This window comes from Ruegeria intermedia, from assembly GCF_900129345.1.
Taxonomy (GTDB): Bacteria; Pseudomonadota; Alphaproteobacteria; order Rhodobacterales; family Rhodobacteraceae; genus Ruegeria; species Ruegeria intermedia.
In genome coordinates, this window is record NZ_FQVK01000029.1 from 1 (window position 1) to 14664 (window position 14664).

Genomic DNA, 14664 nt, shown 5'->3' on the forward strand with positions numbered 1-14664 from the left:
GTTATCCAGCAATGTCAAAGAACCATACAACCCAGAGAAAAAATCAGACCAACACGCAAATCACTCTGCGCATCCGCCCAACAAATCCTCAAGATGCCCCAGTCTCTCCTGAGCGTCTCAACCGTCTTTCCAGTCCGTCAGGCCGCCTCTCCGACCCGTCACCACCGCCTCAGCAGCGCCGGTGAAGGGGTGTTTACGGATTAGGCCCGGGACCTGCAAGACCCATTTTCAAAAAACTTGCATTTTTTTCTTAGATGTCGATTTTCCCGATAAATTACAAACAATTAACGGGTTCTTCATGCGGCTTTCATCCAGCCGTACGCCCGTTTTTCCGCTAGAAACTTTCGCAAATGATGCCGCAGCGCGGAATCGCGGCGGGAATCCGGTGTCGGGACATGGGTCGGAGCAGTGGCGGCAATACAAAAGGCCGCCCCGATCGCGATCGCGGCGGCCTCTGTGGGTCAGCGGCCCTGCGGCTCAGATCAGGTCGAACCGGTCGGCATTCATCACCTTGGTCCAGGCGGCCACGAAGTCGGAAACGAACTTGCCGTCTGAATCCGCCTGCCCGTAAACCTCGGAAATCGCCCTCAGCTGTGAATTCGAGCCGAACACCAGATCGACGCGCGTGCCGGTCCATTTCACGTCGCCCGTGGCCCGGTCGCGGCCTTCATACACGCCCGGCTGGTCCTCCGAAGGTTTCCACTCGATTCCCATGTCCAGCAGGTTGGTGAAGAAATCGGTGCTCAGCGATCCGACCCGGTCGGTGAACACGCCATGCGGCGATCCGCCGTGGTTTGCACCCAGTACCCTCAGGCCGGCGACCAGAACGGTCATCTCGGGCGCCGACAGGGTCAGCAGCTGGGCCTTGTCCACCAGCAGATCCTCGGGCGAGACGCTGTATTCCTGGCGCTGATAGTTGCGGAACCCGTCGACCATCGGTTCGAGCACCGAGAAGGATTCGACATCCGTCTGCGCCTGCGTTGCATCCGTGCGGCCCGGAGCGAAGGGGACCTCGACCGTGTGCCCGGCCGCTGCGGCGGCCTGTTCGACGGCGGCGGCCCCGCCCAGCACGATCAGATCGGCCAGCGACACCTTCTTGTTGCCGCTTTGCGCCGCGTTGAATTCCGCCTGGATGCCTTCGAGGGCCGACAGCACCTGGGACAGCTTTTCCGGCTCGTTCACGGCCCAGTCCTTTTGCGGGGCCAGCCGGATGCGCGCACCGTTGGCGCCTCCGCGCTTGTCAGAACCGCGGAAGGTCGAGGCCGACGCCCAGGCGGTCGAGACCAGTTGCGGGATCGACAAGCCGCTGTTCAGAATCCGGGCCTTGAGATCGGCGATATCCGCCGCGTCGATCAGGTCGTGATCCACCGGCGGCACGTTGTCCTGCCAGATCAGATCCTCGTCCGGCGCTTCGGGGCCGATATACCGGACCTTGGGGCCCATGTCGCGGTGGGTCAGCTTGAACCACGCGCGCGCAAAGGCATCGGCGAATTCTTCGGGACTCTCGTGGAACCGCTTCGAGATCGGGCCATAGATCGGATCCATGCGCATCGCCATGTCGGCTGTGGTCATCATGGTCTTGACCTTTTTCGACGGATCGTGCGCGGCCGGGGCCATGTCTTCTTCCTTGACGCCGACCGGTTCCCAGATCCAGGCGCCTGCGGGGCTTTTGGTCAGGTTCCAGTCATAGCCGAACAGAAGGTCGAAATAACCATTGTCCCATTTGATCGGATTCGCCGTCCACGAACCTTCGATCCCGCTGGTGGTGGTGTCATCGCCCTTGCCGGTGCCAAAGGCGTTTTTCCAACCCAACCCCATCTCTTCGATCGGGGCGGCCTCGGGTTCGGGGCCGACCAGGGCCGGATCGCCCGCACCGTGTGCCTTGCCGAACGTGTGCCCCCCGGCCACCAGCGCCACGGTTTCCTCGTCATTCATCGCCATCCGGGCGAATGTCTCGCGGATGTCGCGACCCGAAGCCAGCACGTCAGGTTCCCCATCCGGCCCTTCGGGGTTCACGTAGATCAGGCCCATCTGCACGGCGGCCAGCGGGTTCTCCAGCTCGCGGTCGCCGACATAGCGGCTGCCGTCGGTGTCGCTGGTGGCCAGCCATTCGGCCTCGGGGCCCCAATAGATGTCTTCTTCGGGGGCCCAGATATCCTCGCGGCCGCCGGCAAAGCCGAAGGTCTTGCCGCCCATCGATTCTATGGCGCAGTTGCCGGCCAGAATCATCAGGTCGGCCCACGAGATCCGGTTTCCGTATTTCTGCTTGATCGGCCACAGCAGACGGCGCGCCTTGTCCAGGTTGCCGTTGTCCGGCCAGCTGTTGAGCGGCGCGAACCGCTGGTTCCCGGTCGAGGCGCCGCCCCGCCCGTCAGCCGTCCGGTAGGTGCCGGCGCTGTGCCAGGCCATGCGGATGAACAGACCGCCATAATGGCCGTAATCCGCGGGCCACCAGTCCTGCGAATCCGTCATCAGATCATACAGGTCCTGTTTCAACGCGTCATAGTCGAGCTTCTTGAACGCCTCGGCATAGTTGAAATCGGCCCCCAGCGGATTGCCGGCCGGCTGGTGCTGGTGCAGGATCGCCAGGTTCAGCTGGTTGGGCCACCAATCCCGGTTCGACCGGGTTCCGGCGCCGTGCATGATGGGGCATTTGCCCGTGTTGGGGGTGTCGCTTCCGTCCATCTCAATCTCCGATCCTGGCTGGTGTCAGTCTGTTTGCGAGGCAACCGTGCGAAAGGCACGTCAAAAAGGGGCGTACCGCAGTCCGCTGGAATACCCCGAGGCATAGCAAATCCCAGCCATGAGAAAAAATTTTGTTTTCGGATTGATTTGATAGATATTCATTATGGCTCTGCCGGGTTCTTTCAAACCGATCCCCATCCACATGACGCGGCGTTCCCCAAGGCCCAGATTGCCTTTTGCGGCCGGTGCTTCAAACTGCGGGCCGTGACGCGCGACACCGCGCGGGCCTCAGGGGAGGATCGCCATGCAATTCGACTATGTCATCGTCGGCGGAGGGTCCGCGGGCTGTGTGCTGGCCAACCGTCTGAGCGCCAATCCTGGCGCGCGGGTCTGCCTGCTCGAGGCGGGCGGGGGCGGAAATGGCATTCTGGTGCGGATGCCCGCCGGGGTGGTCGCCATGCTGCCGGGGCGACCCAAGATCAACAACTGGGCCTTTGAAACGGTGCCGCAACCGGGGTTGAACGGGCGCAAGGGCTATCAGCCGCGCGGCCGGGCCTTGGGCGGATCCAGCGCGATCAACGCAATGCTCTATGTGCGCGGGCAGCGGCAGGATTATGACGGCTGGGCCGATCTGGGCTGCGAGGGCTGGGACTGGGACAGCGTTCTGCCCTATTTCAAACGGTCCGAGAACAACGAGCGCGGCGCGGATGACCTGCATGGCGCCGACGGCCCGCTTCAGGTGTCCGACCAGAAAGAGGAACGCCCGATCACGCGCGCCTTCGTCGAGGCCGCCGCCCAGTTGCAGCACAAGGTGACCGACGATTTCAATCGCGGCGACAACGAAGGCGCGGGGCTGTACCAGGTCACCCAGTTCCACGACCCCGCCAAAAACGGCGAGCGGTGCTCGGCCGCCGCGGCCTATCTGTTTCCAGTCATGGACCGGCCCAACCTGACGGTCATCACCGGGGCTCAGGCGCGCGAGATCACCTTTGACGGCCACCGCGCCACGGGCGTGATCTACCGCCGGGGCGGCAAAGGCGCCGATCTCACCGTCACCGCCGCGCGCGAGGTTCTGGTCTGCTCGGGCGCGCTGAAATCGCCGCAACTGCTGCAGATGTCGGGCATCGGCGACCCCGAGGACCTGACCCCGCATGGAATCGCCGTCCGCCACGCGCTGCCGGGCGTGGGCAAGAACCTGCAGGACCATCTGGATTTCATCCTGGCCTACAAGACAAAGGACACCGACAATTTCGGCATCGGCGCCGCCGGTACGGTGGGGCTGATCAAGCATCTGCTGCGCTGGCGCAAGACCGGGGTGTCGATGGCGGCCACCCCCTTTGCGGAAGGCGCGGCCTTTCTGAAGACCTCTCCCGATCTGGACCGCCCCGACGTCCAGCTGCATTTCACCATCGCGCTGGTGGACGACCACGCGCGCAAGCTGCATCTGGGCTATGGGTTCAGCTGCCATATCTGCAAACTGCGCCCCGAAAGCCGCGGCACCGTTTCGCTGCACAGCGCCGACCCCTTTGCCGCCCCGGCGATCGACCCGGCCTTTCTGTCCGACCCGCGCGATCTGGACACGATGATCAAGGGCGCGCGGATGACGCGCGAAATCCTCGAAGCTCCGGCCCTCGCCAAATACCGCCACAAGGAAATGTTCGGCACAGATACCGCCCGGACCGACGCGGACTGGGAGCGCCACATCCGCGCGCGGGCCGATACGATCTATCATCCCGTGGGCACCTGCAAGATGGGGGTGGACGACATGGCGGTGGTCGATCCGCAGCTGCGCGTGCGTGGGTTGCAGGGGCTGCGGGTGGTCGATGCCTCGGTCATGCCGACGCTGGTCTCGGGCAACACCAACGCGCCCACGATCATGATCGCGGAAAAGGCTGCCGACATGATCCTGGCGGATGTGGCCTGATCAACTCCCCTTCAACGCCTGATCCGCGTGCAGCGCCTCAAGGCCCACGCGATAGTTGGGATATTTCAACGCCACGCCCAGATCGGTCTTGATCCGGTCGTTCCGAACGCGCTTGTTCTCGTTGTAGAAACTGCGGGCCATCGGGGTCAGGTCGGCCGTGTCGAAATCCACCGCAGGCGGCAGCGGTAGGCCCTGAAGTTGCGCGGCATAGCCGATCACGTCCTGCGGCGGCACCGGTTCGTCATCGCAGACATTGTAGATCGCGCCCGGATCGGGACGGCTCATCGACGCCTCGAGCACCTGCGCGATGTCTTCGACATGAATGCGCGAAAACACCTGCCCCGGCTTGATGATCCGCCGCAGCCCGCCTTTTTTCAGCTTGGAAAACGGCCCCCGCCCCGGCCCGTAGATGCCCGCAAGGCGAAAGATGTGCAGCGGCAGGCCGGGGATCGCGGCCCAGTCCTGCTCGGCCTGCAACCGCCAGCGCCCGCGCTCGGCCGTCGGGGTCGCCGGCGTGGTTTCATCGACCCAGCCCCCCTGGTGGTCGCCATAGACGGCGGTCGTCGACAGGTACCCGACCCAGTCGAACTGCCCGGCGCGGGCGGCAATCTCGTCGCGCAGGGCGGCCAGAACCGGATCACCCTTGGCCGTGGGCGCGGTAGAAATCAGCAGATGCGTGACCCCGTCCAGATCGGGGGCCTCGCCCGGCCACACCAGCGGTTCGGCCCCGGCGGCGCGGATGGCGTCCGTCTCGGCGGCATCGCGGGTGGTTCCGACGATGCGCCAACCCCTGGGGGCCAGCCGGCGCGACAGGGCGCGGGCGGTATAGCCGTGCCCGAATGAAAAAAGCGTTCCAGTCATGGCCCCTTGATGAGCGCGCCGCAGGCGGGATGCAAGCGCCGGATGGCCGCACTTGATTCGAATCCCCGCCTGCGCCTTCATGGTGTCATGAGTGATGACAAACCCAGCCTGCACGCAGCCTATGCGCTGAAAACTCCGGCAGACAACAAACGGCTCTATGCCGAATGGGCCGGAGATTACGATCGCGGATTCGCCGCGCGCGAGGATTACCAGCTGCACATCCACACCGCCCGCGCCTTTGTCGGCGCCGGGGGACAGGGTCCGGTGCTGGATGTGGGCGCGGGAACCGGCCTGTGCGGCGCGGTTCTGGCCGATCTGGGCGTGGGGCCGATCGACGCCACCGACATCAGCGCCGAGATGCTGGACGAGGCCATGCGCAAGGACATCTACCGCGACGCGATCGAAGCCGACCTGAACGAGGGCATCCCGGTTCCGCGCGACAGCTATTCGGGGATCGTGTCGTCGGGCACCTTCACCCACGGCCATCTGGGCCCCGAGGTTCTGCCCGCCCTGCTGCGGGTGGCCCGGCCCGGGGCGCAATTCGCCCTGTCGATCAACGCCAAACACTTCGAGGCGCTGGGATTCGCAACCGCCTTCGACAATCTGCAGGCCGAGGGCCGGATCGAACATCTGACCCTGACCCCGGTTCGCATCTACGGCGATCTGGCCGCCGGCCCCAACAAGGACGACACCGCGCTGATCGCCCTGTTCGAGAAAACCTGATCCGCCTTACCTGCCCTTCCAGACCGGGTCTCGTTTCTCGGCAAAGGCACGGGCGCCTTCCAGGTTGTCCTCGGAACCATAGAGCATATCGACCGTGCGCAGCTGCCGCTTGGTGATGCGGTTCATGATGTCCTGGAACTTGGAATCCTCGGCCTCGCGCACGATCTCCTTGATCGCGGCATAGACCAGCGGCGGGCCGCTGGCCAGCAGGCGGGCCAGTTCCCACGCGCGGTCCATCAGCTGGTCGGCCGGGACGATCTCGTTCACCAAGCCCCAGCGATGCGCCTCTTCGGCGTCGACCCAGCGGCCGGTCAGCAGCAGTTCCATCGCGATGTGGTAGGGAATGCGCTTGGGCAGCTTGACGCTGGCCGCGTCCGCCACCGTGCCCGAACGGATTTCCGGCAGGGCAAAGGTGGCGTGATCGGCGGCAACGATCATGTCGGCGCTCAGGGCCAGTTCCAGGCCGCCGCCGCAAGCAATCCCGTTCACGGCGGCGATCACCGGCTTGTTCATGTCGCGCAGCTCCTGCAGGCCGCCGAACCCGCCGACTCCGTAGTCTCCATCCACCGCATCGCCCTCGGCGGCGGCCTTCAGGTCCCAGCCGGGGCAAAAGAATTTTTCGCCGCCCCCTGTCAGGATCGCCACGCGCAGGTCGGGATCATCGCGGAAATCGCGGAACACCTCGCCCATGACGCGGCTGGTGGCCAGGTCGATCGCGTTCGCCTTGGGTCGGTCCAGGGTGACTTCCAGAATGGCGCCGTCGCGCCTGGTCTTCACTGGGTTCATGAGCTTGCCTTTCTGATCAGGGCATCGACCGCCACCGCGCCGCTGGCGGTACAGATCAAGGGGTTGATTTCAACTTCGCTGGCGGTGTCGGCATTGGCAATCACATAGGACTGCACCGCGTCGATGGCATCCAGAATTGCATCCAGATCGGCGGCGGGCTTGCCGCGATAGCCCGCCAGCAGGGGGGCACAGGCCAGCTTGCCCAGCGCCGCCCGGGTCGCGTCACGATCCGAGGGCACCAGCAGCGACACGGTATCGCGCAGGATTTCGGTCAGGACGCCTCCGGCACCGAGGGTCAGCACGAACCCATGCGCCGGGTCCCGCGTGACGCCGATCAGCAGTTCCGCGACACCTCCGCCCGCCATTTCCTCGACCAGAACGTCGGCGGTTCCGATTCGGAGGGCGGCATCGGCGATTTCGCTCGCCGCCACGCCCAACAGAACCGCGCCATGTTCGGACTTGTGGGCAAGGCCAACACCCTTGACCGCGAAGGGGCCGGTCAGGTGGCGTGTCGCCTCTTCAACCTGATCGGCCGGAACGACCACGCTGCGCGGCACCGTCAGGCCGTGTTCGGCAAGCGCCTGTTTCGCCTCGGCCTCGGTCAGGGTCGCGTCCGCCTCCCGCTTGCCGGGCAACTGGACCGGCGCGGCCGGCTCGGGCAGCGGGCGGGCGGCGGCCTCGGCTGCGGCAAGCGCCTCGTGCAGGCCGGCAAAGGGAACCACACCACCGTCCAGCAGCTTTTGCGCCACGTCCTCGGGCATCAGTTCGGGCAGGGTCGCCACCACGGCAAAGGGCCTGCCGGTTTCGCTTGCGCAATTCAGCGCCGCCTGTGTTGCGCAGGCCCAGTCGGTGGCATCCGTATGCGGATAGTCCACAACCGACAGTGTCAGAGCCACATCTGGCCCCGTCATGCCTTTCCACGCCCGGGTCATCGCCTGCGTGTCACGCCAGACATAGGTGTGGTAATCCAGCGGGTTCGCCAGCGCCACCATCGACCCCAGGGCCCCGCGCAGTTCCGTCCGCTGGTCCTGCGTCAGCGGTGGAAAATGCAGATCCCGCCCGACCGCCATGTCGGCGCCCAGGCTGGCCTCGCCCCCCGAACAGCTGATCATGCTCAGGCCGTTGCCGTCGAGCCGGCCCGCAACGTGAAACAGCTTCAGCGTTTCCAGGAAACTCGGCACATCGCCCAGCCGCGCGATCCCCAGCCGATCCAGAAACGCCTGCGCCCCGGCATCACCCCCCGCCAGAGAGGCCGTATGCGAAATGGTTGCGGCTTGGGCATGTTCCGACCGGCCCACCTTGAGCGCCACGATCGGCACACCGCGCGCGCGGGCGCGGGCGGCCAGCGCCTCCCATTTGCGCAGGTCGCCAAAGCCCTCGATATGCAGGCCGATGGCTGTGATCCGGTCATCCTCCAGCAGCGCCATGGCGATTTCGGCCTGATGGGTCTGGGCCTGATTCCCGCAGGTCAGCATGAAAGCCAAGGGCAGCGCCCGGCGCTGCATGGTCATGTTGATGGCAATGTTCGAACTTTGCGTCAGGATCGCAACGCCCCCCTCCACCGGGCGCATCCCATGCTGGTCGGGCCAGATCGCCACCCCGTCCAACCCGTTGACGAAGCCATAGCAGTTGGGGCCGAGGATCGGCATCTCCCCCGCCGCGGCGACCAGTTGCGCCTGCAAACCGGCCCCATCGGCGTCCTCGGCCCGCGCCTCGGTAAAGCCCGAGGCGAAACAGACCGCGCCGCCCGCGCCAATGCGGGCCAGAACCTCGACCGCCTCGATGGTGGCGCGGCGGTTGATGCCGACAAAGGCCGCGTCGGGCGCCTCGGGCAGGTCTTCGATCGTGGCGAACACGCGCTCGCCCGCCATCTCGTCGGCCTTGGGGTGCACCGGCCAGACCGGGCCGGTGAACCCCAGTTTCTGCACCTGCCGGATGACCTGAGCGCACCATGCGCCCCCGCCGATCACCGCCAGCGAGCGGAACCCCAGCATCCGCCTCAGCGCGGACAGTTTCCCCGGCGCGAGCGCATCCGCCGCGCCGCTCAGGCCCGGCGCCACGTTCATGCCCCCAACGCGCGCAGCAGATCGCGGCTGATGATGTGGCGCTGGATCTCGCTGGTGCCGTCCCAGATCCGCTCGACCCGCGCATCGCGCCAGAACCGTTCCAGCGGATAGTCGTCCATCAAGCCCATGCCACCATGCACCTGGATCGCCGCATCGGTTACCCGCGCCAGCATTTCCGAGGCAAAGAGCTTGGCCGAGGCGATCTCGCGGTTGGCGGGCAGGCCCTTGTCCAGCCGGTCGGCGGCGGCCAGCGTCAGCAGGTCGGCGGCGTCGATCTCGGTGATCATGTCGGCGATCTGAAAGCTGACGCCCTGGAACTTGCCGATCTTCTGGCCGAACTGTTCGCGCGTGGCGGCATAGTCCAGCGCATAGTCGAAGGCCCGCCGCGCCCGGCCCACGCACATGGCCGCCACGGTGATGCGAGTGGCATACAGCCAGGTGTTCATCACCTCGAACCCGCCATCGACCTCACCCAGCACCTGCGCGTCGGGCAGGCGGCAGTCATCGAATTCCAGCACCATGTTCTTGTAGCCGCGATGGCTGACCGACTTGTAGCCGTCGCGGATGGTGAAGCCCGGCGTGCCGCGATCGACCAGAAAGGCGGTGATGCGCTTCTTGGGGCCTTTCGGCGTCTGATCCTCGCCCGTGGCAATGAAGACGATGATGAAATCGGCATGTTCCGCGCCCGAGATGAAATGCTTGGTGCCGTTCACCACCCAATCGCCGCCGTCACGCACGGCCGAACATTTCATGCCCCGCACATCCGAACCCGCGCCCGGTTCGGTCATCGCCAATGCGTCCATCTTCTCGCCGCGCACGGCGGGCATCAGATAGCGTTCGACCTGATCGCCCTGACAGGCCATCAGGATGTTCTGCGGCCGGCTGAAGAAATGGTTCAGTGCCATCGACCCGCGCCCCAACTCGCGCTCGACCAGCGCGAATTCCAGATGGTTCAGCCCGGCACAGCCCACGCTTTCGGGAAAGTTGCAGGCATAGAAGCCCAGCTCGATCGTCTTGCGCTTGATCTCGTCGGCGATCTCCTGCGGCACCTCGCCGGTGCGCTCGACCAGCTCTTCGTGGGGATAGATCTCGTTCTCCACAAAGCTGCGGACGGTCGAGACGATCATTTCCTGTTCTTCGGACAGACCGAATTGCATGGCGGTTCTCCATGTGCAGATGTTGCGAACAGCGTGACCGGTCTTGCGCCCCGTTTCATGCAGCATTAGACGTTCATTATGCATAAATGGACTAAATCAACCTCTGCAATGCAGCATTTTGGCGTGTTGCTGTTCGACGGGTTTTCGAACCACTGCCTGGCCAACACGGTCGAGCCGCTGCGCGCGGCCAACACGCTGTCGGGGCGCACGCTCTACAAGTGGCAGTTCCTGTCGCTGAACGCGGGGCCGGTGACCTCATCCTCGGGGCTTCAGGTGTCGCCGCATGACAGGCTCGGCAACGTGTCCGGCGACCTTCTGGCGGTCATGCCATCCTATGGCTTTCGCGATCACGGCGGCTGGCGCACGCAAGCCAGCCTGCGCGCCGCCGCGCAACGGTTCCGCATCATGGCCGGCATGGACACGGGCAGCTGGCTGCTGGCCGAGGCCGGGCTGCTGGACGGGCATCGCGCAACCATCCACTGGGAGGAGTTGACGGGGTTCTCGGAACGCTTCCCCGAGGTCGAGACCTGCCGCGAACGATACGTCATCGACGGAGACCGCATCACCTGTTCAGGCGCGATGGCGGCGTTTGACCTGGTGATGCACCTGATCGGACGGGATCACGGTCAGGCACTGGCGCTGGAGGTGGCGCAGCTGTTCATGACCCGCGATTCGGCGCGCTCGCATATGGGCGGGGCCGGGTCGGCCAGCGCCTTCGTCAACAAGGCGCTGGCGCTGATGCAGGAACATCTAGAAACGCCCCTGCCTATCCCCGAGATCGCGCGACGCGTCGGCCGCTCGCAAAAGGCGCTGGAATCGCGGATGCGGGCCGATCTGGGGGCCGGCCCCGCACAGGTCTATCGCCGCCTGCGCCTGAACCTGGCCCGCAAGCTGGTATCCGAGACCGATCTGCCCATCGGCGAGATCGCCCTGCGCGCGGGCTATGACGACCCCAGCGCCATGACCCGCGCCTTCCGGGCCGAGTTCGGCACCTCGCCCCGCGCGATCCGGGCGGCCTCGTAGCGCGGTCAGCCGCGCCCGCGATAGGTGGGAACGCCCTGATCGGGGATCCAAACGCCCGGCAGCTCCGGCCCGGTCTGATAGAACACGTCGATCGGAATGCCGCCACGCGGATACCAGTAGGCGCCGACGCGCAGCCATTTCGGTTCCAGCACTTCTTCCAGCCGCTTGCCGATCGTGACGCTGCAGTCTTCGTGGAACGCGCCGTGGTTGCGGAACGCGCCCAGAAACAGCTTGAGCGACTTGCTTTCCACCAGCCAGTCGCCCGGCACATAGTCGATCACGATATGCGCGAAATCCGGCTGCGCCGTCAGCGGGCAGAGCGAGGTGAACTCGGGCGCGGTGAAGCGCACGGCATAATCGGTGCCGGCCTGCGGATTCGGCACCCGCTCCAGCACCGCTTCTTCGGGCGAGTTCGGCAGGTCGGTCTTGCTGCCCAGTTGGGTCAGGTTTGCATAGATGTCTTGGTTTGCCATTGTCAGAACCTCATACGCCGCGCTTGTTGCCCCAGATCAGGACATGCAGCTGCGGCAGAATTGTGGGGGTGAACCAGCAGTCGCCGAGGGTCTTGTCGATCAGCCATTCATAGCGGGACATGATCCCGTCCATGTCGATCTCGGCATCCTCGGAGTCGGGTGGCGGCGGGGTGTGGTTGCCCGGTTGCAGATAGAGCGGCAGCGCCGGAAACCGCGCGGCCGTCGCGCGGGCCCAGTGGTAGTCGTCCTCGTCGAAGACCACGATCTTCATGACGGTGGGCGTGCCCTCGGCCCGGGCGATGCAGTCCTCGAACCGCGCCCAGTCGACGGTTTCGCCGGACGAGGGCGGTTTCGGGCTGAGGATCAGGGTGGACAGATCGCGGAACCAATCCTGCGCCACCGAACCCTGGGTTTCCATCACGAAGTCATAGCCCTTGGACCTGCCCAGCGCGATCAGCGGGCCGAAATCCTGAATCGCCGGGTTGCCGCCCGACAGCGACACCGTCAGGGGCGTGCCGCCGGACAGGGCTTCGACCTGCGCCCAGATCTGTTCGGGGGTCATCGGCGTCCATTCGTGGCGATAGGCGCTGTCCACCGCATGCAGGCTGTCGCACCAACTGCAGCGATAGTCGCAGCCGCCCGCCCGCACGAAGACGGTCGCCACCCCGATCACGGCGCCTTCGCCCTGGATCGTGGGCCCGAAGATCTCGGCGATGCGCAGCGGTTTCACGGCCGATACTCCGCCCAGGTCTTGGGCGTTTCGCTGACCCGCACGGCGCTGGTCTGCGCCCAGCGCGCCTTGCAGAAGTCGTAGATCTCTTTCGCCAGCCGTTCCGAGGTCACCATGTCATGCCAGAACACGTCATTCAGGTGCCGGTGATCCAGCTCCTCGTCGATATAGGTCTTGAGCGGCTTGAGGTCGCGATAGTCCACCACGAACCCGTTTGCATCCAGCTCTTCGGCGGCCAGTTCCACCTCGACGATGTAGTTGTGCCCGTGCAGACGGGCGCAGGGGTGGTCGTCGGGCAGGTGGCACAGTTGGTGCGAGGCCGAGAAGTGGAATTCCTTGGTGATACGGAACATCAGTGTGCCTCCACCGCGGCTTTCCAGAACTCGGGGTCGGCATAGACGGTCGGGTCTTCGACGCCGGCGATGTGGAACGCCTCGCGCCGCTCGACACAGGTGCCGCAACGGCCGCAATGGGTCTCGCCGCCCTTGTAGCAGGACCAGGTGTCGGCAAACGGCGTGCCGTGCTTTGCGCCCTCGGTCACGATGGCCGATTTCGGGATGTGAACGAAGGGCGTGTAGAGCCTGACATTGGCATATCCGTCCAACGCCTTGGCCTGCATCGCCTCGAAGGCCTCGGTGAATTCCGGGCGGCAATCGGGATAGATGAAGTGATCCCCGCCATGCACGGCCGTTGCCACGGCGTCCGCCTGTTTGGCGGCGGCGACGCCAAAGGCGATGGCCAGCATGATGGCGTTGCGGTTCGGGACCACGGTGACCTTCATGTTCTCTTCGGCGTAATGCCCGTCGGGCACGTCCACATCATCGGTCAGGGCCGAGCCCGACAGATGCTTGCCGATATGGCTCATGTCGATCAGGTCATGGGGCACGCCCAGCCGCTCCGCGCAGCGGGCGGCAAACTCGACCTCCTTGCGGTGACGCTGACCGTAGTCGAAAGAGATCAGGCCGATCAGGTCGTTTTCGGCGGCAACCTTGTGCGCCAGCGAAACCGAATCCAGTCCGCCCGAGCAGATGACGATTGTCTTCACTTTTCAGATCCTTGTTTTGTAAGCCGGGTAGGCTGCGACCGGCGCCCGGTTCATCCGGACCAGCGGTGTCTATCAAAACTTGGGGGGAGAGGTAAAGACCCGACAAAATGGAAAGCCGCCCATCGGCGGCTTGTCCAAACGGTATCACAGCTTGGGAGGCGGCAGGCGTCTTTCAGCCGAACCGCTTTTTCTTGTAGGCGCGGGTGCGTTCCGTCGCCGCGGCCGTGCCGTCGTGATAGGTGCCGAACCATTTGTCGAACGGAATCTCGGACGTGCCATAGTTGCACTCGAAATAGCGGTGGTGCAGCTGGTGAAAGAAATCGCCCGCCCGCGCCGCTTCGGTGCCGCCGGCCTTCAGCTTCTCGAACCCCGAATGCGACAGGATCGGGCTGACCTGCTGGAAATAGGCGTGGAACAGCAGGTGCAGAGGGTGCGAGGGCACGACCAGATGGATGAAATAGGTCGTGAAATACAGCAGGTTCTCGTACCAGTGGTTCGAGATGCCCGACCAAGGCCCCACATTGACGTTGCGGTGATGCACGGCATGCACATGCTTGAACAGTTTCGGGTGGTGTTCCAGCCGGTGCACCCAATAGAAATGCAGCCCCGACCACATCGGGATGAGCATCATCCAGACCACGCACCAGACCGGCGCGCTGGCCCATGTGACGGTCGGAACCCAACCGTTGGCCATCGCCCAGTAGATGCCCCACTGATAGACGGTCGCCACCGTCATGGCACTGCCCAGCGTCCACCAGATGTTGTCCCAGACCTGGTTGTTGAAGGTGAAGATGCCGTTCCTGCGCGTCAGGTCGCGGCGGTCGAACTTCTTGTACGTGCCTTGGCCTTTGCGCATATACAGCCACCAGTGCAGCCCGCCCGCCACGAGGGTCTGCGGCACCAGGTTCAGCAGCCAGACGCGGATCATCCACCCCGGCGCAAAGCTCTGCATCGCCTCAAGCGGGGGCAGGTACAGGACATAGGCGATCACGGCCAGCCCCATGCACAGGGTCAGCGCCGTGATCGGCAGCCACGCTCCGGCATACCATTTCAGAACGGCGGCCGGGCGCGGGGGCCAGCTGAACAGCGGGTTCAGCGCGACGGGTTCGGACGGCCGGTAGTGCCAGCGGGCGGCTTCGGGATCTTGCGAAATATCGGTCATGGCGTCACCTCCGGGCAAGAAACGGGGGG

General features: G+C 65.0%; 13 protein-coding genes. 3 read left to right on the plus strand and 10 right to left on the minus strand.

What is annotated here, in order from left to right; genetic code table 11:
• Positions 1-477: 477 nt before the first annotated feature.
• Positions 478-2685: a catalase/peroxidase HPI gene (gene katG, locus F3H26_RS16765; protein ID WP_149777139.1), complete on the minus strand. Its 2208-nt coding sequence runs from the start codon at positions 2683-2685 to the stop codon at positions 478-480.
• Positions 2686-2989: 304 nt separating this feature from the next.
• Here katG and F3H26_RS16770 point away from each other — a divergent pair, with 304 nt between their 5' ends.
• The gene (locus F3H26_RS16770; protein ID WP_149777140.1) at positions 2990-4609 is read left to right on the plus strand and encodes a GMC family oxidoreductase; all 1620 of its coding nucleotides are present in this window, start codon (positions 2990-2992) and stop codon (positions 4607-4609) included.
• On the opposite strand, the gene F3H26_RS16775 is transcribed toward F3H26_RS16770, so the two are convergent.
• Entirely contained in the window at positions 4610-5470 is an 861-nt protein-coding gene (locus F3H26_RS16775) for an SDR family oxidoreductase (protein WP_149777141.1), read from the minus strand.
• An 87-nt stretch (positions 5471-5557) separates the two neighbouring features.
• On the opposite strand from F3H26_RS16775, the gene F3H26_RS16780 reads away from it, so the two are divergent.
• On the plus strand, positions 5558-6193 hold the full coding sequence (locus F3H26_RS16780; RefSeq protein ID WP_149777142.1) for a class I SAM-dependent DNA methyltransferase: 636 nt from the start codon (positions 5558-5560) through the stop codon (positions 6191-6193).
• A gap of 6 nt (positions 6194-6199) precedes the next feature.
• Here F3H26_RS16780 and F3H26_RS16785 read toward each other — a convergent pair whose 3' ends face one another.
• From F3H26_RS16785 to F3H26_RS16795, 3 genes are read right to left on the minus strand one after another with little or no spacing between them, the layout of a single operon-like run.
• On the minus strand, positions 6200-6979 hold the full coding sequence (locus F3H26_RS16785) for a carnitinyl-CoA dehydratase (RefSeq protein ID WP_149777143.1): 780 nt from the start codon (positions 6977-6979) through the stop codon (positions 6200-6202).
• A complete protein-coding gene (locus tag F3H26_RS16790; protein ID WP_223162546.1) occupies positions 6976-9045 on the minus strand; it encodes an acetate--CoA ligase family protein in 2070 nt (689 codons plus the stop codon). The genes F3H26_RS16785 and F3H26_RS16790 overlap by 4 nt, the downstream gene beginning before the upstream one ends.
• Positions 9042-10202, minus strand: coding sequence for an acyl-CoA dehydrogenase family protein (locus F3H26_RS16795; protein ID WP_149777144.1), 1161 nt, complete (start codon positions 10200-10202; stop codon positions 9042-9044). The genes F3H26_RS16790 and F3H26_RS16795 overlap by 4 nt, the downstream gene beginning before the upstream one ends.
• Positions 10203-10280: 78 nt before the next feature.
• Here F3H26_RS16795 and F3H26_RS16800 point away from each other — a divergent pair, with 78 nt between their 5' ends.
• The gene (locus tag F3H26_RS16800) at positions 10281-11225 is read left to right on the plus strand and encodes a GlxA family transcriptional regulator (RefSeq protein WP_149777145.1); all 945 of its coding nucleotides are present in this window, start codon (positions 10281-10283) and stop codon (positions 11223-11225) included.
• A 5-nt stretch (positions 11226-11230) separates the two neighbouring features.
• Here the strand turns inward: F3H26_RS16800 and queF are convergent, their stop codons facing one another.
• From queF to F3H26_RS16825, 5 genes are all read right to left on the minus strand, one after another.
• On the minus strand, positions 11231-11698 hold the full coding sequence (queF, locus tag F3H26_RS16805) for a preQ(1) synthase (RefSeq protein WP_149777146.1): 468 nt from the start codon (positions 11696-11698) through the stop codon (positions 11231-11233).
• 10 nt (positions 11699-11708) lie between these two features.
• Positions 11709-12428: a 7-carboxy-7-deazaguanine synthase QueE gene (gene queE / locus F3H26_RS16810; RefSeq protein WP_223162547.1), complete on the minus strand. Its 720-nt coding sequence runs from the start codon at positions 12426-12428 to the stop codon at positions 11709-11711.
• Complete coding sequence (gene queD / locus F3H26_RS16815) at positions 12425-12781, minus strand: 6-carboxytetrahydropterin synthase QueD (protein ID WP_149777148.1); 357 nt, start codon at positions 12779-12781, stop codon at positions 12425-12427. The genes queE and queD overlap by 4 nt, the downstream gene beginning before the upstream one ends.
• Positions 12781-13473: a 7-cyano-7-deazaguanine synthase QueC gene (gene queC, locus F3H26_RS16820; RefSeq protein ID WP_149777149.1), complete on the minus strand. Its 693-nt coding sequence runs from the start codon at positions 13471-13473 to the stop codon at positions 12781-12783. Before queC ends, queD begins: the two co-directional genes overlap by 1 nt.
• Before the next feature lie 172 nt (positions 13474-13645).
• Positions 13646-14635, minus strand: a complete 990-nt coding sequence (locus F3H26_RS16825; RefSeq protein WP_149777150.1) for a sterol desaturase family protein — start codon at positions 14633-14635, stop codon at positions 13646-13648.
• Between the last annotated feature and the right edge of the window lie 29 nt (positions 14636-14664).